The sequence below is a fragment of the Streptomyces sp. BPTC-684 genome (assembly GCF_030028635.1).
In the GTDB taxonomy this organism is placed as follows: Bacteria; Actinomycetota; Actinomycetes; order Streptomycetales; family Streptomycetaceae; genus Streptomyces; species Streptomyces noboritoensis.
Genome location: NZ_CP124863.1, coordinates 6,680,620 through 6,705,006 on the forward strand (window position 1 = coordinate 6,680,620; position 24,387 = coordinate 6,705,006).

General features: G+C 71.5%; 22 protein-coding genes and 1 pseudogene. 13 read left to right on the forward strand and 10 right to left on the reverse strand.

What is annotated here, in order from left to right; all coding sequences use genetic code 11:
* Positions 1-121: 121 nt before the first annotated feature.
* The gene (locus QIY60_RS29925) at positions 122-550 is read left to right on the forward strand and encodes a MarR family transcriptional regulator (protein WP_283145296.1); all 429 of its coding nucleotides are present in this window, start codon (positions 122-124) and stop codon (positions 548-550) included.
* Between the two features lie 48 nt (positions 551-598).
* Here the strand turns inward: QIY60_RS29925 and QIY60_RS29930 are convergent, their stop codons facing one another.
* Positions 599-1,051 carry an Lrp/AsnC family transcriptional regulator gene (locus QIY60_RS29930; protein WP_283145297.1) on the reverse strand — a complete coding sequence of 151 codons (453 nt, stop codon included), beginning with the start codon at positions 1,049-1,051 and terminating at the stop codon, positions 599-601.
* A 107-nt stretch (positions 1,052-1,158) separates the two neighbouring features.
* Between QIY60_RS29930 and QIY60_RS29935 the strand changes: the two genes are divergently transcribed.
* A complete protein-coding gene (locus tag QIY60_RS29935) occupies positions 1,159-2,118 on the forward strand; it encodes an SMP-30/gluconolactonase/LRE family protein (RefSeq protein ID WP_283145298.1) in 960 nt (319 codons plus the stop codon).
* Positions 2,119-2,226: 108 nt separating this feature from the next.
* Here QIY60_RS29935 and QIY60_RS29940 read toward each other — a convergent pair whose 3' ends face one another.
* The 5 genes from QIY60_RS29940 to QIY60_RS29960 all read right to left on the reverse strand — a co-directional run bounded on the left by QIY60_RS29940 (position 2,227) and on the right by QIY60_RS29960 (position 5,410).
* Positions 2,227-2,811, reverse strand: a complete 585-nt coding sequence (locus QIY60_RS29940) for a TerD family protein (RefSeq protein ID WP_283145299.1) — start codon at positions 2,809-2,811, stop codon at positions 2,227-2,229.
* A gap of 109 nt (positions 2,812-2,920) precedes the next feature.
* Positions 2,921-3,913 carry a winged helix-turn-helix domain-containing protein gene (locus QIY60_RS29945; RefSeq protein WP_283145300.1) on the reverse strand — a complete coding sequence of 331 codons (993 nt, stop codon included), beginning with the start codon at positions 3,911-3,913 and terminating at the stop codon, positions 2,921-2,923.
* A gap of 165 nt (positions 3,914-4,078) precedes the next feature.
* A complete protein-coding gene (locus QIY60_RS29950) occupies positions 4,079-4,564 on the reverse strand; it encodes a hypothetical protein (protein ID WP_283145301.1) in 486 nt (161 codons plus the stop codon).
* 19 nt (positions 4,565-4,583) lie between these two features.
* The gene (locus QIY60_RS29955) at positions 4,584-4,808 is read right to left on the reverse strand and encodes a hypothetical protein (RefSeq protein WP_283145302.1); all 225 of its coding nucleotides are present in this window, start codon (positions 4,806-4,808) and stop codon (positions 4,584-4,586) included.
* A gap of 194 nt (positions 4,809-5,002) precedes the next feature.
* On the reverse strand, positions 5,003-5,410 hold the full coding sequence (locus tag QIY60_RS29960) for a DUF1992 domain-containing protein (protein ID WP_283145303.1): 408 nt from the start codon (positions 5,408-5,410) through the stop codon (positions 5,003-5,005).
* Positions 5,411-5,642: 232 nt separating this feature from the next.
* Between QIY60_RS29960 and QIY60_RS29965 the strand changes: the two genes are divergently transcribed.
* From QIY60_RS29965 to QIY60_RS29975, 3 genes are all read left to right on the forward strand, one after another.
* Complete coding sequence (locus QIY60_RS29965; RefSeq protein WP_283145304.1) at positions 5,643-6,167, forward strand: hypothetical protein; 525 nt, start codon at positions 5,643-5,645, stop codon at positions 6,165-6,167.
* 155 nt (positions 6,168-6,322) lie between these two features.
* Entirely contained in the window at positions 6,323-7,471 is a 1,149-nt protein-coding gene (locus QIY60_RS29970) for a winged helix DNA-binding domain-containing protein (protein WP_283145305.1), read from the forward strand.
* A 300-nt stretch (positions 7,472-7,771) separates the two neighbouring features.
* On the forward strand, positions 7,772-9,043 hold the full coding sequence (locus QIY60_RS29975; RefSeq protein WP_283146119.1) for a phosphatase PAP2 family protein: 1,272 nt from the start codon (positions 7,772-7,774) through the stop codon (positions 9,041-9,043).
* Between the two features lie 22 nt (positions 9,044-9,065).
* Here the strand turns inward: QIY60_RS29975 and QIY60_RS29980 are convergent, their stop codons facing one another.
* Complete coding sequence (locus tag QIY60_RS29980) at positions 9,066-11,387, reverse strand: PAS domain S-box protein (protein ID WP_283145306.1); 2,322 nt, start codon at positions 11,385-11,387, stop codon at positions 9,066-9,068.
* A gap of 261 nt (positions 11,388-11,648) precedes the next feature.
* Here QIY60_RS29980 and QIY60_RS29985 point away from each other — a divergent pair, with 261 nt between their 5' ends.
* The gene (locus QIY60_RS29985) at positions 11,649-12,038 is read left to right on the forward strand and encodes an SHOCT domain-containing protein (RefSeq protein ID WP_283145307.1); all 390 of its coding nucleotides are present in this window, start codon (positions 11,649-11,651) and stop codon (positions 12,036-12,038) included.
* Positions 12,039-12,210: 172 nt separating this feature from the next.
* Here the strand turns inward: QIY60_RS29985 and QIY60_RS29990 are convergent, their stop codons facing one another.
* Complete coding sequence (locus tag QIY60_RS29990) at positions 12,211-15,063, reverse strand: AAA family ATPase (protein ID WP_283145308.1); 2,853 nt, start codon at positions 15,061-15,063, stop codon at positions 12,211-12,213.
* Between the two features lie 271 nt (positions 15,064-15,334).
* Between QIY60_RS29990 and QIY60_RS29995 the strand changes: the two genes are divergently transcribed.
* From QIY60_RS29995 to QIY60_RS30005, 3 genes are all read left to right on the forward strand, one after another.
* Complete coding sequence (locus tag QIY60_RS29995; RefSeq protein WP_283145309.1) at positions 15,335-15,982, forward strand: LuxR C-terminal-related transcriptional regulator; 648 nt, start codon at positions 15,335-15,337, stop codon at positions 15,980-15,982.
* Between the two features lie 163 nt (positions 15,983-16,145).
* Positions 16,146-16,823: a DUF4255 domain-containing protein gene (locus tag QIY60_RS30000; protein WP_283145310.1), complete on the forward strand. Its 678-nt coding sequence runs from the start codon at positions 16,146-16,148 to the stop codon at positions 16,821-16,823.
* Positions 16,820-18,862 carry an AAA family ATPase gene (locus QIY60_RS30005; RefSeq protein WP_283145311.1) on the forward strand — a complete coding sequence of 681 codons (2,043 nt, stop codon included), beginning with the start codon at positions 16,820-16,822 and terminating at the stop codon, positions 18,860-18,862. Before QIY60_RS30000 ends, QIY60_RS30005 begins: the two co-directional genes overlap by 4 nt.
* Position 18,863: 1 nt before the next feature.
* Here the strand turns inward: QIY60_RS30005 and QIY60_RS30010 are convergent, their stop codons facing one another.
* Entirely contained in the window at positions 18,864-20,267 is a 1,404-nt protein-coding gene (locus tag QIY60_RS30010) for an RICIN domain-containing protein (RefSeq protein ID WP_283145312.1), read from the reverse strand.
* 370 nt (positions 20,268-20,637) lie between these two features.
* Between QIY60_RS30010 and QIY60_RS30015 the strand changes: the two are divergent.
* From QIY60_RS30015 to QIY60_RS30030, 4 genes and pseudogenes are all read left to right on the forward strand, one after another.
* Positions 20,638-22,245: pseudogene (locus QIY60_RS30015) on the forward strand (phage tail sheath subtilisin-like domain-containing protein); the annotation flags it as partial.
* 89 nt (positions 22,246-22,334) lie between these two features.
* Positions 22,335-22,781, forward strand: a complete 447-nt coding sequence (locus tag QIY60_RS30020) for a phage tail protein (protein WP_190092937.1) — start codon at positions 22,335-22,337, stop codon at positions 22,779-22,781.
* A complete protein-coding gene (locus QIY60_RS30025) occupies positions 22,781-23,281 on the forward strand; it encodes a hypothetical protein (protein WP_283145313.1) in 501 nt (166 codons plus the stop codon). Before QIY60_RS30020 ends, QIY60_RS30025 begins: the two co-directional genes overlap by 1 nt.
* On the forward strand, positions 23,278-23,436 hold the full coding sequence (locus QIY60_RS30030; protein WP_283145314.1) for a DUF6760 family protein: 159 nt from the start codon (positions 23,278-23,280) through the stop codon (positions 23,434-23,436). Before QIY60_RS30025 ends, QIY60_RS30030 begins: the two co-directional genes overlap by 4 nt.
* Before the next feature lie 197 nt (positions 23,437-23,633).
* Here QIY60_RS30030 and QIY60_RS30035 read toward each other — a convergent pair whose 3' ends face one another.
* A complete protein-coding gene (locus QIY60_RS30035; RefSeq protein ID WP_283145315.1) occupies positions 23,634-24,047 on the reverse strand; it encodes a hypothetical protein in 414 nt (137 codons plus the stop codon).
* Positions 24,048-24,387: the final 340 nt, after the last annotated feature.

The window sequence follows — 24,387 nt, forward strand, 5'->3', positions numbered from 1 at the left end:
TTGCCGTCAGGTCGTTGGCGCCGTCGCGTCTCCTGCGGCGGCGAGGCCCAACCATAAGCATCAAGTTCGAATCATTCAAGCTGTAAATATGTTGCCTTGATGGAGTTGGTAGGCTGGTGGCATGACGACGTCCCCAGAGCGGCAAGCCATCGCCGAGCGACAGCTGTGCGGGCTGGTGAACGGGCTGGCCCAGCGGATCGCCGAGCACGTACGGGAGCGCGCCGCCACCCTGGGCCTCACTGCGCCCCAGGCGACCGCGCTGCGGGAGATGAGCGGGCCGATGACCATGCGGGAGCTCGCCGAACGCATGAGCTGCGAGCCCTCCAACACCACCTTCGTCGTCGACAAACTGGAGAAGCAGGGCCTGGTCGAGCGCCACCCGCACCCCACCGACCGCCGCGCCAAGCACCTCGTCCTCACTGACGAGGGCACCGCACTGCGCGAACGCCTCCTCGCACTCCTCGCCGTGGACTCCCCGCTGTCCGGACTCGCCCCGCAGGAGCAGCGCGCCCTTCACGGCCTGTTGGAGCAGGCCATCACCTCTCGGTGAGATGGCCCGAGGGGTGTGGGCCCCGGCCGAGGTCCTGGGCGGCCGCGCTCATGTCCGGTCGGCGGTCCGAGGGGAGAGCGGCCGCTCGAAGAAGGTCTCCAGCACCACGGTCGCCTGGGTCCCGCTGACTCCGTCGATGGCGTAGATCCGGCGCAGTACGTCCTGGAGTTGCTCGGTGGTCGCGGTCCTGACCTTCACCAGCACCGAGGCGCTGCCGGCGATGATGTGCGCCTCCAGGACTTCGGGGAGCGCGGCGAAGTCGTTCGCCGAATCACCCATCCACGAGGTCGAGTCGACCAGGACGTAGGCCAGGACGGCGCTGCCCACCGCGGCCGGGTCCACCTCGATGGTGGTGCGCCGGATGACGCCGCGCTCCCGCAGTTTGCGCACGCGTTCATGGGCGGCACCGGCGGACAGGCCGGCGGCCTGGCCCAGCGCGGCATAGGACTGCGTTGCGTCCTGCTGGAGCTGCGCCAGCAGGACCCGATCAATGTGATCCACAACTCTCCATTCGGCATCGTCTTGTGGTGACCATAGCTCATCCTGCAATCTGCGGAGCAGGCCGAATGACCTTCGGTGTGTGATGTCTGTAGGAGAGGGAGAGCCCCATGACCAGCGAGCGCCCTGGGTTGTACGAGATGCTCGACGACCGGTTCCGTACCGGACGCTGCATGAACGGAGACGACGCCCTGGAGGTCCTGTACACCGGATGCCGCTGGGCCGAGGGGCCGATCTACCTGCCCGCCTGGCGACAGGTGGTCTGGAGCGACATCCCCAACGACCGGATGCTGCGCTGGGACGAAGAGACCGGTGCAGTCAGCGTCTTCCGCCGCTCCGCCGGGCACACCAACGGCAACACCCTCGACCGCGAGGGGCGGCTGATCACCTGTGAGCAGGGCAACCGCCGCGTGACACGCACCGAACACGACGGCACCGTCACCGTGCTGGCGGACCGGTGGCAGGGCAAGCGCCTGAACAGCCCCAACGACGCGGCCGTCAAGTCCGACGGTTCGATCTGGTTCTCCGACCCGGACTTCGGCATCACCAGCGACTACGAGGGCCATCGCGCGCAGAGCGAGATCGGGGCCAACAACGTCTACCGCATCGACCCTGTTACCGGCGAAGTGCGGCTGGTCGCCGACGGCTTCGGAGCGCCGAACGGGCTGGTCTTCTCGCAGGACGAGCGGCAGCTCTTCGTCTCCGACACCCGCGCGGGCTGCATCCGGGTCTTCGACGTACGCGACGACGGCACCCTGTCCGGCGGCAAGGTGTTCGCCGATGCGCAGGCTCGCAAGGAGGCTCGTTTCGACAACCTCCGCTTCGACGACGGCGGTCGGCTCTGGGCCGCCGCGATGGGCGACGGGGTGCACTGCTACGACCCCGACGGCACCCTCATCGGGCGGCTCAACGTCCCCGAGGCGGTCGCCAACATCTCCTGGGGCGGCGCCAAGCGCAACCGCCTGTTCATCGCCGCGGAGACCAGCCTCTACTCGGTGGTCATGGGCGTCACCGGCACCCATCCGACGGGGCCGGGCCGCCGTCGCTGGCTGGATGCGAAGTCCCTCTGATCGAGGAAGCCCTCGGCTGTCGCTGATGCCGTGCACCGGCGACAGCCAGAGGCGCGTGCGATGCCCGACAGGCCCGATCACTGCTCGGTACCAAGTCGGGGGGACGGGCTACTTGCTGATGGCGAAGCGCATCAGGGCGTGCTCGTCGCCCTGCTTTATCTTCCCCGTCATGTTGATCACTTCGAGCTTCCAGGAGTTGCCGACCCGCATGGCCTTGGCCACGGCGCAGCCGTTGTCCTGCGTGAGCAGGCTGGGCCAGATGTCGGCGACCTGCTGGGCGCTGCCCCCGGTCGCGTCGTAGACCTTGAAGCTGATGTTGCGGGCCTTCTGGAACGAGCTGCCCTTCTTGAACGCGGCGGCGACGAACACGACCGACGTGATGTGGTCGGGGATGCGTGCGAACTCGACCGTGACGGTTTCGTCGTCGCCGTCCCCGCGCCCGGTCTGGTTGTCGCCGCTGTGCACCAAGGAGCCGTTGCCCATGGGGTCCAGCGAGTCGAGACCCGCCAGGCGCACCGGGTCCCCGCCCTGCATCGCGATGGCGATCAGGTCGAGGTCGGTACCGCTCTTGCGGCGGAGCAGGCCTACGACTCCACCGCTGCTGCCGGCCGTCGGGTCCCAGGACACACCGATGGACAGATGGGTTACTCCGTCCAGGTCCGCCGGGCCGGATTCCTTCGTAAGCGTGATCATGCGTGGCTCATTCTCTTGAGGTGGCTCTTGGTGTGGGTCTCGGTAAGGGACTACACCACACAAAGTGTGCCTAACGCCTTGCCGGTTCCCCATGGTGGGTCCCGATGAGCTATGCGGGCAACGACAGGAGCGCGTCGGCTCGGTGGATCCGTTGGTACAGGACGCGGTGTTTGATCCGGGTCTTGGTGACCAGACCGGCGCGGTGCAGGATGCCCAGGTGGTACGAGACGGTGCTGGGGGAGAGGCAGTGGCGTTCGGCCAGTTCGTCGGTGGCTCGGGGGAGGCCGAGGTCGGACAGGAGCCGGGCCCGCATCACCCCGAGGAGTTCGTGGACGGGGGGTGTGGGCGCGGTGCTGTCCGGTACGGGCAGGGCCGGGTAGGCGACGATGGGTTGGCGTTTGTCCTGGCCCGGAACGGGGTCGAGGGTGAAGTGCACGTCGGTCGCGAACACCGAAGGTGTCAGGATCAGCGACGTGGCGTTGGGGACACAGCCCTGGTAGCGGTTCACCAGCAAGAGGTGATCGTCGTTCCAGGCGATCCGCGGGTGGAGGCCCGCCAGCATCGTGGCCATGCCCTGGCGTGTGGCGGTCTGGGCGCGGCGGGCGATGTCGTTCTCGATCCGCGAACGCAGGCCCGGCCAGGCCGGTTCGACGGCGGCCTGCCACAAGTGCTGGAGCTCGGCGGCCGCGCGCTCCGCCACCGCCGTCTCGCCTTGTTCCAGGATCTGCAGCAGGGGCCGCGGCGCGGCGCCTCCCGACAGTCGGGTGTCGGCCCTGCCCTGGAGCATGAGGGCGATCTCGCGGCTCAGGCGTTCGGAGCCGACCGTGGCCACCTTGTGCAATTCGTCCTGCAGGTCGGGCTCGTAGACCTCGGGCTGCGGATTCAGGAAGTCGGGAAGGTAGTCCCAAGGGCCCTGGAAGATGGATCCGAGCAGCACGAGGCGAAGGTCGCGCACGGTGGTGCGCAGATGGTGGCCCCACCCGTGGTCGGGGCCCTGCGCGCCTTCACGTATCAGCCACAGGCTGTTGAACGCGGTGATGAGCGGCGATATCGCGAACCGTGTGTTCGCCAGGACGGGCGGCGCGAGATCGATGCGCAGCACGGTGACCCTCCCCCTGAGGCCCCTTGGGCCGTCCCTGCCCCGTGGCCGGAAGACGGCTGATCGGTTCCCCCACCCCGCCGGTGCCGGTCGCGGGGGCGCGTGGACGACCTTGCGACCGGCACCTTTCTCCGTGGTGTGAGGGTTTGGCGATCCGGCCGCCGTGCTTCACTCGGCCGAGGCGATCCAGTCCTGCAACTGCTCGGTGGTGGTGGAGGGGTCCGCGACGAGTACGGCGAGCGGGTCGTCGGGGGAGTTGAGCGTGGTGATGGCGGGGCAGCGGTGGCAGGCGTCCACGCCTGCCTGAGTCCACCACTTGCAGTGGGGACGCAGATGGCACCGTGGCACGGTTCCCGTGGCGTCCGGTGACGGCAGGGTCTGAATGCGCTCGATCAGGCCGCAGGCGTCGCCGACCCGGTTCGCGCACCCGGACACGCAGTGCGAGGCGAACCGGAGCACCCGGTGGGGCGCGATGCCCTCGGGGATGTCGGGCAGCACCTGTGCTGCCGGTACCGGCTCGGCCAGATAGACGACCTGGCCGTCGTTCCCCGACCTGACGCCCAGAACGACGGATTCCGGACGGTGGGCTTCCCCGCTGGGGCACCAAGTGACGTGGTCCTCACCGGCTTTCCCGTCTTCCCTCGGGTTGTCCACGGCGCGCACCCGCGCCCGCTCAGGAGTTGACGGTGTCGGCGCCGTCAGGACTGCTCGTGAGGGCACCCAGGATGGGCCCGCCCGTGGTTTCCCCGTTTGCCTGCTCGGCGGCGATCGCCTTGTCGAGGTGTGCGGCCAGGTGCTGCGCGTCGATGCGTTCGGCCGCGTTGGCGGTGCCGGCGGCCGCGAGGAGCCCGGTGAGGAGCGCCGCGGTGGCGGCTGCCGCTCTTATGTTGGGGTTCATACTGTCCCTCCCTGAACGTTGTCGTCACGACTGACAGAGGCGACGGTATGCACCAACTCCCGTTCGTGGAAGTCGTTTTGGGGCGTAACTTTTGAGCCACGGGGAGGTTGCCGGGCGGGCGGCGGCCCTTGGGCCGGCGGTGACGATGGTGTGGCGGGCGGCGCGGAGGTCGGTCGGGATGCGCAGGCACACCGTCAGGCCTGGCGGTGTGCCTCGTTCCACTCCCGTACGACGGCGTCCACGTCGATCAGGTCGCGCCCCAGCAGCGGCCCCGGGGGCGGCTGCCTGAGCATGGCGGCGATCTTCTCGTTGACCGGTTCCAGGAGCGCCCGCACGGCCCGCTCGGACGGTGCCTCGGCCGCCGCGGCCAGTACGTCCTCGATCTCCTTGCGCAGGGCCAGGGCCGGGGGCAGCATCGCGGTGACGCCCTCACGGGCCATCTTCTGGCGGATCCACCACATCTCGTCGTACGGCTGCGCGGCATCGGGCAGCGGCTTGCCGAAGCCCGGCAGCTCGGCGAACTCGCCGCGCTCCTGCGCCTCGCGGATCTGCCGGTCCACCCACGACTCGAAGCTCACACCCGCAGGCTTGCGCTGTGTCACCGGATCACTCTCCTATGTCACGCGGCGACAGCCGGGGCTGCCGACCGATGCGCTCCCGCCGGGGAACGGAAAAGGACACGCTCAAGCCTAGTCGGGGGGTTGGCCCGGGGGAGCCCTGGGGGCATCACGTACGCCCCGCGCGGGCCGGGCTGGGAGGTGCCCGCCGCACGGTGAATGCCGCACTCGTTAAGGTCTGGTCCGTACGTATGACCAAGCCCAAGGAGATCAACGGGTGTCCGATCTGGACTTCTACGCCCACGTCGCCACGCGCGGCGACGTCCTCGGGACCGGAATCGGATCCGGTCCCGATGCATGGGAGGCCGCAGTGGGGCCGGGCTACCTCGACGATCGCGGTGCGGGGCTGCTGCGCCGGGACTACGGGCTGGTGGAGGTCTCCTTCTCGGGTGCCGAAGGGTCCATGTCCTGTTTCGGGATCAGTGTGCAGGTCCACCGGTTGATCCACGGCCACTCCGCCGTGCCGCCGACTCTGGAGCGGGAGTACGGGGGGTTCGCGCCCCGTGTCCGGTTCCAGGACTTGCGGTCCGGGATCCTGTCCCTGGGGCGTACGGTCGAGCCCGAGGACCTCTCAGGCGATGTCCACCGCTATCGCGTGCCCGAGTCCGGCGCGCGCATCTTCGTTATCGAGGACCCCGATCCTTATGGGGACGGCGACTATGACGTGGACGATCCAGAGATTCACCAGGCGGGCGACGTGTGGGCGTTGAACGTTTCGCCGGCGTGGTGGGGAACGCGTTAGGGGCGACTCGGCCCCGTGGCAGGCGGTCATGGCCGCGGTCGGCCCGACCCGCGAGGCTGCCCCGGCCACGGCGTGACGGGCTGCGGCTGACCGGGGGCCGGCGTGCCCGGCAGGTCAGGGTTCTGCGGCGGGCGCGGGCGGGGCAGAATCGCGGCATGGTGATCTCCGCGCGTGCCCTCAACCGTGCCACGCTCGCCCGGCAGTTGCTGCTCGGCCGCGAGTCGCTCGACGTCGAGGAGGCGCTGCGGCGCGTGGTCGCCCTCCAGGCGCAGCAGCCCGCCTCGCCCTACATCGCGCTGTGGAACCGGCTGCGCGGCTTCGACCCGGCGGATCTCGACGCGGCGCTGGCCGACCGCCGCATCGTGAAGGCGACCCTCATGCGGCTCACCCTGCACGCGGTCCACGTCGAGGACTACCGGAGCTTTCGCGAGGCCATGGAACCGACGCTGCGCTCCTCCCGGCTCGGCGACGCGCGCTTCCGCTCGTCCGGGCTCACCGCCGAGGACGCCGACGCCCTGGTCGCGGGCCTGCGCAGGTACGTCCAGCGGCCGCGCAGCAGCGCCGAGTTGGGGGAGTGGTTCGAGAAGCGCCTCGGCCGGCCGCTGGAGGTCGGCGCGCAGCGGATGCTGCGGCAGTACGCGCCGCTGTGGCACGCGCCCACGGGCGGGCCCTGGGCGTTCACCAACCGGCTCTCGTACGTCGCGGCGAAAGAGCGGCCCGCCCTGGGGGACTCCCAGGCGCCCGACGAGGGGTTGCAGGCCCTGCTCCTGCGCTACCTGGCGGGCTTCGGACCGGCGTCGACGGCCGACATGGCGCAGTTCGCGCTGGTCCACCGGCCCCGGGTCAGAGCGGCCGTGAAGGCGCTCGCGGACGAAGTGGAGGAGCTGCAGGGGCCCGACGGCACGGTGCTGTACGACGTCCCCGGCGCACTCAGGCCAGAAGAGGACGTGCCCGCACCGCCCCGGCTGATGGCGATGTGGGACAGCGTTCTGCTGGCCTACGCCGACCGCAGCCGCGTGATCCCGCCCGCGTACCGCAAGCACGTGACCCGCGTGAACGGCGACGTGCTGCCCACCCTGCTGGTCGACGGCCAGGTCGCCGGTGTCTGGCGCGCCACCGACGGCGGCATCGAAGGCGGCGCCTTCCACCCCCTGCCGGAGCCCGTCTGGGAGGCGTTGGCGGCCGAGGCCCGGTCCCTCGTCGCCTTCCTCGCCGCCCGCGACCCCCGGGCCTACGCCCGCTACGACCACTGGTGGACCAAGGGCGTGCCCGCCGCCGAGACCCGGCTGCTCCCCGGCGACTGACCTGGGGCTCCTGCACAGGGCGCCGACGGTGTGTGTTTCCTCGTTTCCTGCTTTGCAAGGGGCAACGGGAACCCGTCGACTCCGACCGGGACCAGCGAAACCCACCCGTACCGCTCCGCTAACATGTTCGAGCTTGCGGTGATCGCCTTCATCGCGCCCTTCACCGGAAAGCCGTACTTTCCGTCATAAAGGGTGATGGCAATCAACTAATCGGCCGAACGATTGTGAAATGTAAAATTGCGGGTGATTTCCCAAATAGACCACAGAATAAAGTTCGCCGCGTGGCGTCGGCCACGGGTGATGCTGTGGGCTGCGGCGAGTGCGGTGGCTCTCGGATTCCTCGTCGCGCTGGAGATCGCCGCGCGCCACTACGGCGTACGGGGGCCGATCACCAACCAGGTGCGAGAGGTGATATTCGCCCCCAAATCGGGGCCGCTGCTGTACGCCAGCATGGCGTTGATGATGGTGGTGCTCACCTGGCGGCAGCGGTTCATCGCGGTCGGTGCCGCCATCGGCATCGACATCGCCTTCTTTGCCGTCCGGTGGGCGCTCGACGCCAAAATGATGTTCGGCAATGGTGCGCTGTGGGTGATCCTCGGCTGCGCGGTCATCGCTGTCACGCGCCGCACCGGCCGGGAGCGCGTCCTGCTGCTGAAGGGCGTCGGGCTGGGCCTGCTGCTGGTGGCGGGCCGCAAGACCGGCGACGCCTGGCTGCTCATCACATGGAAGACCCGCCCGATGGTGCTCGACCAGTACGTGGCCACCGCCGATCACGCGCTGGGCAACCCGTCGTGGGTGGCAGGCCGGATCGTGGAGGCCACCGGCCCGATCGGTGCCCATGTCCTCGACTGGGTCTACATCCAGCTCGCCGTGGCCGCGGTCGCCGTCACGCTGTACCAGCTGCGCAACGTGGCAGTCGAGCGCCGCTTCCCGGGCCACCACCTGGTGCGCACCTTCCTGGTCGTCGGCCTCCTCGGGCCGGCCATCTACATGATCTTCCCGGTGGTCGGACCGATCTTCGCCTACGGCGCCGACGGCGGGCACTGGGCGGTGGCCGACCTGTGGCCGGACACACCGCCGTCGATCAGCGCCCCGGGCCAGATGCCGTTCGACGGGATCACCCCTCGCAACTGCATGCCCAGCCTGCACACGGCGTGGGCCACCGCGATCTTCCTTCATTCCCGCAAGGGTCCACGGATTCTGCAATTCGGCGGCGCGTTCTGGCTGATCGCCACGCTCGGCGCGACGCTGGGATTCGGCTACCACTACGGCGCGGACATCGTTGCGGGCGTGGTGTTCACGGTCACGATCGAGGCGGCGATGCGCTCGCTCGACCGTGGCTGGGACCGGTCGGGAATTCAGCTGGTCGCCTACGGTGCGACGGTCTTCACCGCGCTCCTGGTGTCCTATCGCTACCTGTCCATGGAGATGGCGGAACATCCGTGGGTGTTCGGGCCGCTTCTCGTTCTGGCGGTGACCTCGGTGGTCTACGGCTATGTACGAACCACCCAATCGTGGGAACCGAAGGCCGCACCGGCACGGCAGCCGGCACCGCAACCCGAGCTGGTCTGAGCCACGGCGCATCCGGGGGGCGTCACAGCTCAAGCGTGAACCAGGTCGTCTTGCCCTTGTCGTTGGTGCGTACGCCCCAATTGTCGGCGAGGGTGTCGACGAGGATGAGTCCGCGGCCCGACTCGTCGTCGTCGGCGGCGAGCCGGGGCTGGGGCAGCTGCGGGCTCTGGTCGCAGACCTCGACGGTCAGCTCGGTGGCGGTGCGGCGCAGGTGGAGGCCGAGGGGCCCCTGGGCGTGCTGGATCGCGTTGGTGAGCACTTCGGAGAGCAGCAGCCGTGCGTCGTCGCACCGCTGGAGGCATTCCCAGGTGGTGAGGACCTTGGTGAGGAGGGCCCGGGCTTCGGCGACGGTCCAGGGGGCGGCGGGCAGATCGGCGGTGGCGGAGGCCAGCGGCGCGGCGGGCAGCCGGGCCAGGAGCAGCGTGACGTCGTCGTCGTGGCCCTCGGTGTCGGGGAGCAGCGCGGTGAGTACGTGGTCGGCGGCGGCTTCCAGGTCCTGGGTGGCGGCGAAGGCGCCCTCCAGTGTGGTGATCAGTTCGGCGACCCGGTGCTCGATGTCGCTGCCGGGGGTTTCGATCAGACCGTCGGTGTAGAGGACGAGCGTGGCGCCGGGCGGGAGGACGACACGGCTCTGCTGGTGCAGGATGCCGCCCACGCCGAGGGGTGCGCTCACGGGCACCGGGAGGGCCCGCACGGAGTCGCCCGGAGTGGCGACGAGGGCCGGCAGGTGCCCGGCCGAGCAGACGGTCATCGCTCCGGCGTCGGGGGCGATGACCAGATAGCAGCAGGTGACCAGCTGGTCGGGGACGTCGAGGTCGGCGACGACCGAGTCCAGGGCCTGCATCAGCCGGCGCGGTTCCATGCCGGTCTTGGCCAGGGCGTGGGCGGCGGAGCGCAACTGCCCCATCACGGCCGCTGCTTCGAGCCCCCTGCCCATCACGTCGCCCATCAGGATCCCCACCCGGCCCGCGCCGAGCGGGATGAGGTCGAACCAGTCGCCGCCGACCCCCGCGCCCTGGGTCGCGGGCAGGTAGCGGCTGGCGGTGGCCAGACCGGGGATGGCCGGCGGGGTGCCCATCAGGCTGCGCTGCAGGGTGAGCGCGATGTGGCGTTGCTGCTCGTACAGCGCGGTGAGCTCGGCCTCGGCGTGCTTGCGGTCGCTGATGTCACGGACGATGGCGCAGGCGCCGTTCACCATGCCGTCGGTGGTCCGGGTGGGCCACAGCGTGACGTCGACGTCCAGCATCCGGCCGGTACGGGTGACGCGCAGGGTCTCGTAGTTCTCGACCTTCTCACCCCGGGCCAGCCGCTCCAGGAGTGCGGCGATCTCGTCCTCGTGGCCCGGCGGGGCGAGCATCGTCACCGGTTGGCCGATGGCCTCCTCGGAGGTGTAGCCGTACATCCGCTGCGCGGCGGAGTTCCAGTAGGCGATGCGGCCGTCGAGGGTCTTGGAGAGGATCGCGTCCTGGGAGGACTCGACGAGATGGGCGAGCTCGTTGATGCGCTGTTCGGCGGCCTTGCGTTCACTGACGTCGCGGACCGCGGCGGAGACGAGGAGCCCGTCTGCGGTCTCCAGCGGGCTGAGGCTGATCTCGACGGGGAATTCGGTGCCGTCCTTGCGCAGTCCGTGCAGTTCCAGGCCGGCGCCCATGGGCCGCACCTGCTGGTTGGTGCTGTAGCTGTTGCGGTGCGACGCGTGGTGGGCGCGGAAGCGGTGCGGGACGAGGTATTCCACGGGGCGGCCCAGCAGTTCCTCGCGCCGGTAGCCGAACAGCGCCTCGGTCTGTGCGTTCACGAGCCGGATGATCCCGGAGTCGTCCACGATCACCATGGCGTCGGGTGCCGCTTCCAGCAGGCCCCGGAACCGCTGTTCGGCGGCCCTGCGCTCGCTCACGTCGCGTACGGCGGCCGACACGAACAGCCCGTCTGCGGTGTCCAGCGGGCTGAGGCTGATCTCGACGGGGAATTCGGTGCCGTCCTTGCGCAGCCCGTGCAGTTCCAGGCCCGCGCCCATGGGCCGTACCTGGTGGGCGGCTGCGTAGCCGCCGCGGTGCGAGGCGTGCTGGTCGCGGAACCGGCCGGGGACCAGTATCTCCACCGGCTGCCCCAGCAGCTCGTCGCGCGTGTACCCGAAGAGCTTCTCGGTCTGTGCGTTGACCAGGCGGATGCTTCCGGAGTCGGCCACGATCACCATGGCGTCCGGTGCGGCTTCGAGCAACTCGCTGAACCGCTCCTCGACCGCTCCCGACACGGTCGCGCGATCAGCGCTCCGGCAGCAATGCACCCGCTCGGGGTGGGGGGCATCGTCGGCCGAGGTCGCCGTGGTGGTGATCGTGTCTCGCATGTTCCCTGCCCGCACGCCGTATCCGGTGAATCGGGCAATTCCAGCGCACCCGGGGCGTGTTCGTTCCCGTATGGCGCTAACTGATAGCACAACGGCCTGATTTGTTCAGCTGCGATCGTCGGCGGTGGCCATCCGGCTTATCCGGCCATCGTCCCCCGGCCTTTCATATGGGCGAAAAAGAAGCGGCGGTACTCGGTGTGCGTGCGGCAGATTTGAATCGCCTGAATGAATGAAGCAGCGCATCCGTGATCGGAGCGAAGCATGGACGACTATCCACTCCTCAACCTTTTCTGGACCATGCTGTGGTTGTTCCTGTGGGTGATGTGGTTCTTCCTCCTGGTGAAGGTCGTCACGGACGTCTTCCGTGACCACGGCCTGAGCGGGTGGGGGAAGGCGGGATGGCTCGTCCTCGTACTCCTGCTGCCGTACCTCGGCGTCCTCGGCTACCTCGTCGCCCGGGGGAAGGGGATGGGGGAACGTGACGCACAGCAGGCCAAGGGGTATGAGGAAGCGGTCCGCCAGTACATCCGGAAGACGGCGGGGAACGTCACGAGTTCGGCCGACGAGCTGAGCAAGCTGTCCGCCCTCAAAGACAAGGGTGATCTCACCCAGGAAGAGTTCGACCGGGCAAAGGTTGAACTTCTGGCCTGAAAGGGCGGAATTCCGTAAGCGGGTGTCGCTCCCGCAGACCCGTCGCCGCCACTGGACTCGAATATCGCGAGGCCCCGGCATCCACACGTTTACGCCAAACGTTTACGCCAAGAGGCCGGGGCCGACGAGGAGCGCGCACGGTCCGGGCCACAGGTCCATTCGCCCCAAGGCCTCACTGACCGGACGAAGCCGTCAGACCAGCGGTGCCGCTCGGGTCCCGGTCCAGCGCCTCGGCCAGTCCCGTTCTGCGTCGTATCCGCAACTTCCGGTACGTACTGGTCAGATGGGTCTCCACGGTGCGGCGCGCCAGATGCAGCAGATCGGCGATCTCGGTGTTGGTCAGGCCGTCCGCGGCCAGTTCGGCGATGCGGCGCTCGCTGCCGGTCAGCGCTCCGGGGCCGGTGCGGGACACGACGGGGTTCCGGGCGCCGCTCTGCCGCAGGGCCTGCCCGGCCAGCGTGACCATGCCCACGGCGCCCTTGCCGTCGGCCAGTTCGGCGGCCTCGCGCAGGCAGTCGCGGGCGTGGGTGCGTTCGCCGGCGGCATGGAGCTGGCGGCCCTGTGCCAGCAGGGCCCGGACCAGTTCCATGCCGGTGGCGGCGGACGCCGGGCGCAGGGTCGCCACGGCCTCCTCGGCCAGCTCAAGACCGCGCCGCCCCCCGGTGGCCGCACCCAGCACGCGCAGAGCGCGGCCCACCGTGCGCGGGGTGTTCCACACCCGGGCCAGCCGCAGCTCCTCCGCCGCCAGGGTCACCGCGTCGGGCCCACCGCCCAGCGCGAGGCGGCACTGCGCCGCCGCCGTCCGCCACGGGGTGACGACGGGGCTGAACTCGCCGCGGGCGGACTGGCGCCGCCCGCACTCCAGGAAGTCGTGCAGCGCGCCCGCCGGGTCGCCGGAGGTGACCCGCAGCACGCCCCGCGCGTAGAGGAAGCGGTTCAGCTCGAAGTTCTCCGCTGCCCCGCTCAGGTCGAACCCGGCGGCGAACCGCTGTGCCTCCTCGATGCGGCTGGTGTGGACGAGCGCCAGCAGCGCGGTGGCGTCCCGGTTGGTCGGGCCGGAGCGGGACTCCACAGGACCGACCGTCGTGCCGGCACCGAAATAAGCGGTCAGGAGGCCGACGGCATCGCCACGGGAAGCGGCGATGTCGGCGCGGGTGTTGAGAAGCGCGTGCCGCATCGGGTGCAGCAGCCCGGGGCGCTGTCCGGCCAGCCCCTGCTCCACGAGCCGGTCCGCCTCGTCGAGCTCGTCGGCCCACTGGGCCACGGCGGCGGCCGTCCCCAGCAGGAACGGCTCGGCGAGCGGGTCGGTGGGCCGGGCGAGCAGGTCCCGCATCCGGGTCATCGCCTCTTGCGCCGAGATCAGCGCGGCCGTGGCGGCATACCGTACGAGCAGGGCCTGTCCGGCGGTGCCCACCAGCTCCGGAGAGGTGTCCGCCGCCTCGCACAGCCACCGGTAGACCCGCTGCCGGGCCGCCGGGTCCTCGTCGGACAGCAGGGCCGCCGCGGTCTGTACCGTACGGGCCAGGTCCGGGTGGCCGGAGAGCTGTCCCTGCGTACGGTGCAGGACCTCCAGGGCCGTACGGACCTCGCCCCGGCCCGCCAGCGCGGTGCCCAGGGCCACCGCCGTACGCACCCGGCTCCGGGGCTCGGCCGCCAGGTGCTGTGCCTCGGCCAGGCGCGCGATGGCTGCCGGGACGTCGGCCGACGCGTAGTGCAGGGAACCCAGTTCGGTCAGCAGCCGCTGCCGCTGGGCGTCGGGAAGCGGCTCGTCCAGCGCGCGGCGCAGATAGCCGACGGCGTCGTCGGGCCGGGCGTCGTGCACGGCGACCGTCACCGCGTCCCGCAGGACGCGCAGCGCCCAGGGCGGCTCGCCGCCCGGCGCCCGCAGCAGGTGCCGGGCGATGGCCTCGGCCCGTTCGCCCTGGTGCAGCATCGCCTGCGCCGCCGCCCGGTGCGCCGCCTGCCGGCTCGTCTCGGGCCAGCCGGTGAGCACCGCGTCGCGCAGCAGCGGATGCGCGTAGCGGGGACGGCCGGTGGCGTCGGGACGCAGCAGGCCGAGCCGGGTCATCGCGGCGAGCCAGCCGGCGATCCGGACGGGGTCGGCACCGGTGGCCTCGGAGAGGAGGTGCACGGGATCGCTCGCGGCCTTTCCGCTCGGGTCGTCCACGGCCGGTTCCGGCGGCCAGGCCTGCTCCAGTGCCGCCAGACAGCGGGCCACCTCGGCCGTGGCGGGACCGGCGCTGTGCAGCCACCAGGAGACGGCCGCCGGATAGGCCCCGGGGTACAGGGCCGCGCAGGTCTCGGGCAGGGGCGGCTCGCCCGTCGGGGGCAGGTCGTCCTGAGGGGCGCCGCCCAGGTCGTCGAGGAGGGCGTGCAGCAGCAGCGGACTGCCCGCGGCGGCGCGCACGCAGGCCGCCGTCCACCGCGGTCCGGCCGTGGGAAAGGCCTCCCGGACCACATCGGCCGCCGCCCGGTCGCCGAGCGGGGCGAGGGTGTGGGTGCGTACGAGGGAGGGCGACAGCGGCTGGGTGAGTCCGGCGGGCCGTGGCTCGATGTCGTACTGGCTGCGCTCGGTGGCCACCACCAGTACGGCCAATCGGTCGATGTGCCGGGCCGCCTCGCGCAGCCAGTGACGTGAGGAGTCGTCGGCCAGGTGGACGTCGTCCACGGCCAGCAGCAGCGGGCGTTCGGCCGCGTACGAGCACAGCAGCCGCCACAGCCGGGCCGCGTCGGCGCGGTCGTCCGCGTCGGCCGCGGTGCCCGTGAACTCCGGTACGGGGGCCAGCAGATGCCGCACCGCGGCGAAGGGCACCGCGGTGCCCTCGGACGAGCAGCGCACGCGCAGCACCCGCAGACCGCACTCCGCGGCGTGCTCGGCGGCGGCCTCCAGTACGGCGGTGCGGCCGGTGCCCGTGGCGCCGCGCAGCACGACGAGGCCGCCGGCGCCGGACCGGGCACGCTCGATCCGCGCCGTGATCAGCGCGTCGGCGCCGTCGCGTTCGCCCGCGCGGAACGGTCCGCTCATCGCTGCCTCCTGACGCCCGGTAAGACGATCTTCCTTGGAAAAGACGTGCGGAGGCCGGTGAAGGTGGGGGTGAGATCGATCACTTGAGGGGGTGCGGCGCGCTGTTCGCGGGGGCGGACGTGACGGTCTCGTGGTGTGCCTCGTGGTGCTCCACGATTGCGCACACCGCCGCGGCACCAAAGGGTGAAGAAGCCATCCGATGCCGGACGAATCCGTACGGCACGCTCGTGAACAGGGGAGACGGTTGCTCAACTCATCGCGGACCGCCACGGTGTCCGACGTCGCGGAAGGCCACGCCGTCCCTCGGCGCGTCCCGGTGGCGGTCACCGCCCCGGACCCGATCAGCCGGGAGGGAGCGGTCAGCCAGCTGCGCCGGCATCCGGAGATCGAGCTGCGTGAGCAGCCCGGCCCCGACACGGTCGCCCTGCTCATCGAGAACACGCTCGACGAGGCGGCGCTCACCCGGCTGCGCAGGATCGTGCGCAGTGAGGGCGCGCGGGCCGTGGTCGTGGTCGACGCGATCCGTGAGACGGAGCTGCTGGACATCGTCGGATGCGGCATCGGCGCCATCGTCTGGCGGAACGAGGCCACCGCCCACCGGCTGGTGCAGGCGGTCCTCGCCGCCTCCCGAGGCGACGGAGACCTGCCCGCGGACCTGCTCGGACGGCTCATCAACCAGGTGGGCACCCTGCACCGGGGCGCGGCGGACCGCCTCGGCGCCCCCTCGCTGGGCCTCCAGCCCCGCGAGGTGGACGTGCTGCGGCTGGTCGCCGAGGGGCTCGACACCGGGGAGATCGCCTGCAAGCTGTCCTACTCCGAACGCACCGTCAAGAACGTGATCCACGGCCTCACCACACGGCTGCACCTGCGCAACCGCGCGCACGCCGTGGCCTACGCCCTGCGGGAGGGCTACATCTGACCGAACGGGCACGCCCGGGCGGTCACTTCGGTCCGTACGGGCAAGGACGTCTGCCCGGCCGTCGGTCCCGCCGTGCCTGCGGGCCGGGGGGTGCGCGGGGCACGATCGGTGGCGGAAGGCGACAGCGAGGGAGTCGGCGGACCGGCATGGCGGGAGCGCGAACGTGATCCACGAGGTGGACGAGGTACTCAAACGCCTCCTCGGCGGCGGAGCGCTGGCGGGCTCCGGCATCGACGTGTCCTTCGAGGCACCCACCCGGGACTGGGCGGCCCGCCGCAACGCGCCCGTGGTCAACACGTACCTGTACGACCTCCGGGAGGACGTGGACCGGCGTCAGCGCGGCCACATGCCGGTGCGCGACGAGCGGGACATCGTGGTGCGCCGCCGTCGGCCACCGCGCTGGTTCCGCCTTTCGTACCTGGTGACGGCGTGGACGAAGACCCCGCAGGACGAACACCGGCTGCTGTCGGCGGTCCTGGCGACCCTGCTGACACGGGAGTTGGTGCCGCCGGCGGAACTCCCCGGCTCCCTGGCGGCGCTGGGCCTTTCGGTGCCGGTGACGGTGGCCGGCAGCCGGACGGAGTCCCGCTCCCTCGCCGAGATCTGGTCCGCCCTGGGAGGCGAACTGAGGCCGTCCCTCGATCTGGTGGTGACCGTGCCCTTCCCCGCCTTCCCCGAGTACGACGCCGGGCCCGCGGTCACCGAAGGGGCGACGGTCCGGCTGCACGGCACCGGCGGTGGTCCACAGCGGTCCTCCGAACGCTCCCACCGGCCGCACCAGGTGGCCTCCGCGCGCGAGGTCCGCGAGGCCGCGGCGCCCGATCGTCCGGAACCGCGATGAACGCCCGATACGCCGAGACACCGGCCGCTGCCCCCGGCGCGCCGGTGCCCGACCCGTACGACGAGCCCGCCCACGCGCTGCTCGCCCGCCTCGCCGCCCTCCGGGAACGGGTGACCGCGCTGGTCGAGCACCGCGTCGCCGCCGACCCCACGGCCGACGAGCCGCTGCGCGGCCTCTACCTGTCCGACGAGGCGGTGCACCACCTGCTGCACACCTGGCCGCCCACCGAGGGCGACAGTGAGCCCGTCGTACCCGTTGCCATCCGGCCGATGGGCCCCGCCGACCGGCTGGGGCGGCTGGCCGAGCGGACGGGGCTGACCGAGTGGGACACCACCGTCCTGCTCATCGCCCTCGCCCCGGACGTCGACCGCACCTTCGAGGCGCTGTACGGCTACCTCAACGACGACGTGAGCCGCCGCCGCGCCACCGCGGGCCTGGCCCTCGACCTGTGCGGGCTGCCCGCGTCCACGGCGCAGGCCCGTGCCCGCCTCCACGCGTCGGCGCCCCTGCGCGCCCTCGGCCTGCTGGAGGACGAGGACCCCGAACGCCCCTTCCTCAGCCGCGCGTTGCGCGTGCCCGACCGGCTGATCGGCCATCTCCTCGGCGACGACACCCCGGACGCCGCCCTCCTCGGCCGGCTGCACCCGATGCCGGACCCGCTGCCGGCCGCCCCAGGCGCCGAGGAGTTCACGGCTCGGCTGGCGGCCCGCCTGCGCACCGGCCCGCTCATCGCCTACCTGCGCGAACCACGGGAGGGGGACGGCCTGGCCGCCCTCGCCACCGCCCTGCGCGCCGCCGGCCTCGACGCACTGCGCTGCCCGGACCCGGCGGACCGCGTCCCCGAGCTGCTGCGCGAGGCACGCCTCAGCGGGCGGGCGGTCGTCGTGCCGGGGCTGCCCGAACACCCCGGCCCGCTGGTGCGGGCGCTCACCGAGGCACCGGACGTGACCGTACTGCTGACGGACCCCCGCCCCTACGACCCGCACTGGTCCCCGTACGACCCGCTGGTCCTCGAAGCTCCGTGCCGCCGGGCCGGAGGAACGTCCGCCTGGCAGGCCGCGCTCGGCGCGGACGCCGACGGCCTCGACCTGGCCGCCACCGTCGCCCCCTACCGCCTGGGCGGCGACCGCGTCCAGCGTGCCGCGCAGGCCGCCCGCGCCCTCGCGGCCTTCGACGGTACGCCGGTGACCGCCGCCCACGTCCGCCTCGCCGCCCGCCGCCAGTCGGCCTCGGGTCTGGAACGGCACGCCCGGCGGATCCGGCCCGCCGTGGACTGGCGGGACCTCGTCCTGCCCGAAGGTCCCCTCACCCAGCTGCGCGAACTGGCCGTGCGCGCCCGCCACCGCGACCGCGTGCTGGGCGACTGGCGGCTCAGCGCGGGCGGCGGGCGCGGCCGGGGCGTCCTCGGTCTGTTCGCGGGCGAGTCCGGCACCGGCAAGACGCTGTCGGCGGAGGTGGTCGCCGCCGACCTGGGCCTCGACCTCTATGCCGTCCAACTGTCGTCGATCGTCGACAAGTACGTGGGCGAGACCGAGAAGAACCTGGAGCGGATCTTCACGGAGGCCGACCGCACCGACGCCGTACTCCTCTTCGACGAGGCCGACGCCGTCTTCGGCAAGCGGTCCCAGGTGAAGGACGCGCACGACCGGTACGCCAACATGGAGAGCGCCTATCTGCTCCAGCGGCTGGAGTCCTTCGACGGGATCGCGCTGCTCACCACCAACCTGCGCGCCAACATCGACGAGGCGTTCACCCGGCGCCTGGACCTGGTGGTCGACTTCCCGTTCCCGGACGCCGGGCAGCGCCTGGCCCTGTGGCGGCACGGCCTGGCGCACGTACCGTGCGTCGACGGGATCGACCCGGAGCCGCTGGCGCGGGACTTCGAGATGGCCGGCGGGTCGATCCGCAGCGCGGTGGTCTCCGCCGCCTACCTGGCCGCCGGACGCGGGGACGAGGTGACCGCCGCCGACCTCCTGGAGGGGGCCCGCCGCGAATACCGCAAGGCGGGCCGCCTGGTGCCGGGGGAGGGTGGCTGGTGACTCAACCCTTCGCGGGGTGGATGACCTGCCACTCCTGGTCGTCGGTGTTGCTGCAGTCGAAGAGCGTCAGCCTGGCGCCGACACCGCCGTCGCTGTAGCCCCCGACGTCCAGGCACTTGTTGTCGCTGGCGACGTTACGGATCCAGTAGGCGCCGCTGTCCTGCTTCTGGATCCACCACAGCTGGTTGTCGGCGGTCGTGCCGTCGCAGGTGAACTCGGTGATCCCGGTACGGACGGGCTGGGCCCCGTAGTAGGGCAGGTCCATGCACAGCTGGTCCTTGACGTTGCGGATCAGGAACAGCGGCACTCCGCCCGGACCCCCCTTGGGATCCGTCACTTCGAGGTTCCAGTTCTGGTTGTCTCCCGTCTCATGGCAAGTCGCCTGCTGGACGGGGCCGTTGAGCTGCCCCTTGTCGCGCCCGGGGAGCTCGGCGCACATCTTCGTGGTGGTGTTGCGCAGCAGGATGTTGGTGGCAGGCACCACGGGGGGCGGGTCGGCAGGCTTCTTGGCCGGTGCCGGGTCACCGCCGCCGCCCTTGGAGTCGCCGCCGGGCGGCTGTTCCTTCTGGGGCGGCTCGGCGGCACTGGGCGTAGCCAGCGGTTTGGGTGCGGCGCTGGGCGGAAGGGTGTTGCCCGCCTGCTGGGTCTGCTCGGTGGCGCTGCTGCGTACCTGGGGCTTGTAGGCGATCCACAGCATGACGAAGGTGATCGCGAGGGCGGTGACGAGGCCGAGGGAGGTCGCCAGCCAGCGGGGCAGGAAGCCGCGCTGCACGTAGGTGCCCTGCACCTGGGTGGGCTCGGCTCCGGAGCGGCGTACGGCCAGGGTGAACGGCCGCTCCCCCTTGGAGCCGAACCAGATGATCCGCCGGGGCCTGAGCGCCGCGTCCACGAACGCCGCCCGCCCCGGCTCGATCTGCACGGCGGCGGGGCGGATCTCGTACGAGAGGTGCTCCCCGGTGTCGCTGCCGCTGACCGACGCGGTCACCTTGGTGTTGCCGAGGTTGTCGACCGCGAGCCGTGGCCGTCCGCGCAACCGCCCCTTGACCGTCACCGGCACGAGCTCCGCCCGCACCTCGCTGAACGGCGTGACGGTGAGGTTTCCCTCGGGGACGGTCACCGCCTGTGGGTGCTCGGTCGGGGTGATCCGCACCGCGTACGGGTTCGGCCCGGCCGTGGCGTCCGGGGTGCGGGGCGGCGCGAACGTCAGCTCCACCGTCCCGGTCGTTCCCGGGTAAAGCCGCAAGGTCTGCGGCTCCACCGTGGTCCAGGGCGCGGGCCCGCCCACGGGCTCGAAGCGGTATTCGTCCACCACGTCACCGGTGTTGCGCACCCGCAGCCGCACCTGGGTGGTGCTGCCGGGGTCGACGGTCGCGGACGCGGGTTCCAGGGAAGTCCATAGGCTCACACGATGACGCTAGGGGGCTTCTTCCGTGGTGTCAGGAGCCGTTGGGACAGGGTGAGTTGCCCGGCATCACCTGCCTGTTTGCCCGCGCGGACACGGGAGGGGGCTCCACGGACGTATCGGATCCGGTGTGACCGTATACCTGCCGGATCTGCCTCGAAGGGTGCCCCAACGGCCCTGTCGGCCCGGTGCGCGGACGGGTACAACGGCGTCGCCGGAACGGCCTCGGCCAAGACGCGGTCCCCCTGTCCCTACGGGCACCGCCGAGGGCAACCCCACTGCCCCCGCACCGGCCCCTGAGGCCGTTTCGGTGAGGGTGGCGCGCGAGTGAGAGTGAGGAGAGTCCTGTCGCGTACCCCGAGGAGAGCAGAGCATGCCGTCCTATCTGTCGCCCGGCGTCTACGTCGAGGAGGTGGCCAGCGGCTCGCGCCCGATCGAGGGCGTGGGCACGTCGGTCGCGGCCTTCGTCGGGCTCGCCCCGACCGGGCCGCTCAACGAGCCGACCCTGGTGACCAACTGGACCCAGTACGTCGCGGCCTTCGGTGACTTCTCCGACGGCTACTACCTCGCGCACTCCGTCTACGGGTTCTTCAACAACGGCGGTTCCGCCGCGTATGTGGTCCGGGTCGGCGGCTCGGCCGACGGCGCCGCCGGGAACGGCCGGGGCGCGGCGTCGAACCCGGCCGCGGTGGCGGGCACCTCCGCCCCGGCCGCCCTGCCCGCCGCCGAGCCCGTGCAGCTCGGCACGTTCGCGGTGACGGCCACCGCCGCCGGCGCGAACGGTCCGCTGACCGTCGAGGTCGCCGACCCCGAGGGCGAGGGTCCCGCCGAGCGGTTCCGGCTGATCGTCAAGGACGGCGGCAAGCCGGTCGAGACCTTCGACGTGAGCGCCAAGAAGGGCAACCGCTCCTACGTCGTCACACAGGTCAAGGAGCAGTCCCGGCTCATCACCGTGACCGAGGCGGCGCCCTCCGCGCAGCTGGCCCGGCCGGAGAACCAGACGGTGACCCTGCCCGCGCCGCCCGCGCCCGCTCCCGCCGCGTCCCGCGACGCCGGACCGGACGAGGCCGCGCACCCCGGCCCGGCGCACTACCTCGGCGACTCCGCCGACCGCACCGGCTTCGGCGGCCTGGAGGCCATCGACGAGATCTCCATGGTCGCCGTGCCCGACCTGATGGCCGTCTACCAGCGCGGCGCGATCGACCTGGAGGCCGTCAAGGCCGTCCAGCTCGGCCTCATCGCCCACTGCGAGCTGATGGGGGACCGGGTCGCCATCATCGACCCGCCGCCCGGGCAGAACGCCCGCCAGATCCGCGTATGGCGCCAGGAGACGGCCGGTTACGACTCCAAGTACGCGGCCTTGTACTACCCCTGGATCAAGTCCTTCGACCCGGCCTCCGGGCAGTCCCGCCTCATCCCGCCGAGCGGCCACATCGCCGGCATCTGGGCCCGCAACGACTCCGAGCGCGGTGTGCACAAGGCCCCCGCCAACGAGGTCGTGCGCGGCGCCGTCGACCTCGAACTCCAGATCACCCGGGGCGAGCAGGACCTCCTCAACCCCGTCGGCGTCAACTGCATCCGCGCCTTCCCCGGCCGCGGCATCCGCGTGTGGGGAGCCCGCACGCTCTCCTCCGACCCGGCCTGGCGCTACCTGAACATCCGCCGGTACTTCAACTACCTGGAGGAGTCCATCCTGATCGGCACCCAGTGGGTGGTGTTCGAACCGAACGACCACAACCTCTGGGCCCGCATCCGCCGCAACGTCTCGGCGTTCCTGGTCAACGAGTGGCGCAGCGGAGCGCTCTTCGGCCAGAGCCCCTCGGAGGCGTACTACGTCAAGTGCGACGAGGAGACGAACCCGCCGGAGTCGGTCGACCTCGGCCGGGTGGTGTGCGAGATCGGCATCGCGCCGGTCAAGCCCGCCGAGTTCGTGATCTTCCGGCTTGCCCAGTTCTCCAGCGGAAGCGGGGAGCTGGAGGAGCAGGCCGGGCCTCTCGGCACCGGATCCCGGTGCCCCTGCCCGCCGCCGGCCCTTTCCCTTCCCTTTTCCTTTAGAAGGACAGCGAACAGATGTCTCTCCAGCCGGGTGACTCCCTTACCTCACACAATTTCGGCCTCCAGATCGACGGGGTGATGGTCGAGTACCTCGCCGAGGTCAGCGGCCTCAGCCTCGAACAGGACGTCATCAAGTACCCGCAGAACAACGGCGCGACCGGCAAGAGCGAGATCGCCCTGCTGCCGGGCACGCAGAAGGACGGCCAGTGCACCGTGGTGCGCGGTATGACCCAGTCGTCCTCGTTCACCCAGTGGATCAACGACTCCATCAACGGCCGGATGTCCACGGCCCGCAAGAACGCCTCCATCATCCTGATGGACTTCGAGGACAACCCGGTGAAGCGGTACAACCTGCGCAACGCCTGGTGCAGCAAGATCGACGCGAGTGCGGTGAAGGCGGGCGAGGCCGCCGCGCTGACCGAGACCGTCACCATCGTCTTCGAAGAACTGGTCATCGAGTAATGCGGCGTACGACGGCCACGGCGCCGGGCGCCGCCCCCATGAGCGCGGCGGCGGGAGAGGACTACCCCCAGTCGGCTCCCGCCGTCGCATCCCCCGAGCAGCAACCTGCCGAGACGGTTCAACGGGACCGGTTGCGCACCGAGTTCCCTTTCGAGTTGCCGCGCGGATACGTGGACGAGTCGGGCACGGTGCACCGGGACGGGGTGATGCGCCTGTCCACGGCGCGGGACGAACTCGTCCCGCTGCGCGACGTGCGCGTCCAGGAGAACCCCGCGTACCTCTCGGTCGTGCTGCTCGGCCGGGTCATCACCCGGCTCGGCACGCTGGCGATGGTGCACGACGGGATCGTGGAGAACATGTTCGCCTCCGACCTGGCGTTCCTGCAGGACTTCTACCGCCAGATCAACGCGGAGGGCCACACCCGGGCAGCCGTCCGGTGTCCGCACTGCTCGGAGCCCTTCGAGGTGGAACTCGGCGGGAGCCGCCTGGGGGAATCGTGACGTACGCGACCGACCGGCTGCACGAGGAGGTCGCGTACGTCGCCTACCACTTCCACTGGAGTCTGGAGGCGATCCTGGACCTGGAGCACCACGACCGCCGCAGGTATACGGACCAGATCGCGTCCCTGGTGACGCGCGGCGCGGCGGAGGGCTGAGCGGTGGGATTCCTGGACCGGCTGCGGGGCCGTCGGGACGAGCGCGGGGAGGGTGTCGGCGGGGACGGCGGCGGTCCTGGTGCCGTTGTGGGTGTGGGTGCGGGTGTGGGCGTGGCGACGGGCTCCGACCCGGACCTCCTGGTCAGCGGCCCGGCGAGTCCGGACGTGCCCGTGCGAACGGCCGTCGCGGCCTGGCCTCACATGCCGCCGATCCAGCGGGCGGTGGGCGGGGCGCGTGCGGGGGTCGTGGACGCCGGGTTCGGCGGACGGTTGCCGACGTGGCAGAACCCGTCGTTCACGGCAGCGCCGTCCCCGGCCGTGCTGAACCCGGCGGCGGGCAGCAGCCTGCTCTCGCGCGCGTTCACCGGCTCGGCGTCATTCTCGGCGGAGCCCGAACAGCCCACGCGAGCAGGCCTGTTGGGCTCGTCCGCCGGTGGTCCGGTGTCGCAACGGATGCCGGTCGCGCCGCTGCGGTCGGTACCGGCGGCGAGCACGGCGTCCGCACCTACGGCGGTGCGGCCGGGCGCGGTTGCCGCACCCACGGCCCGGTCCAAGGCCCCCGCCCGCTCGGTCCAGCGGGCGGCGCACTCCGCGCGGGCAGCTTCTCTCACGGCACCGGTGAACACGCATCCCCGGGCCGCCCGAGGCATTCGCGCGACACCCGTGCCCTCCGCCCCGCCCGCGCGGCCCTCCCTGACCAAGGCTCCGACCGAGGCGGCGGCCATACAGCGCCGCGCCCTGCCCGCCACCCGCCGTACGACGGGTGCCGAGCCGGGGTCCTCCGCGGCGGCGCAGTCGTCCCCCGACGACGACCGAACCGGCCAGGCCTCGCCGCATCCTGTCCCCGTCGCGCCTGCGACGGGCTCGTCCGCGACCCGTGGATCCGCGCCCGCCGATGCCCCGGCGTCGGCCGGTCGGCCGGTGCAGCGGGCGGTGTCCGCGCAGGAGCCC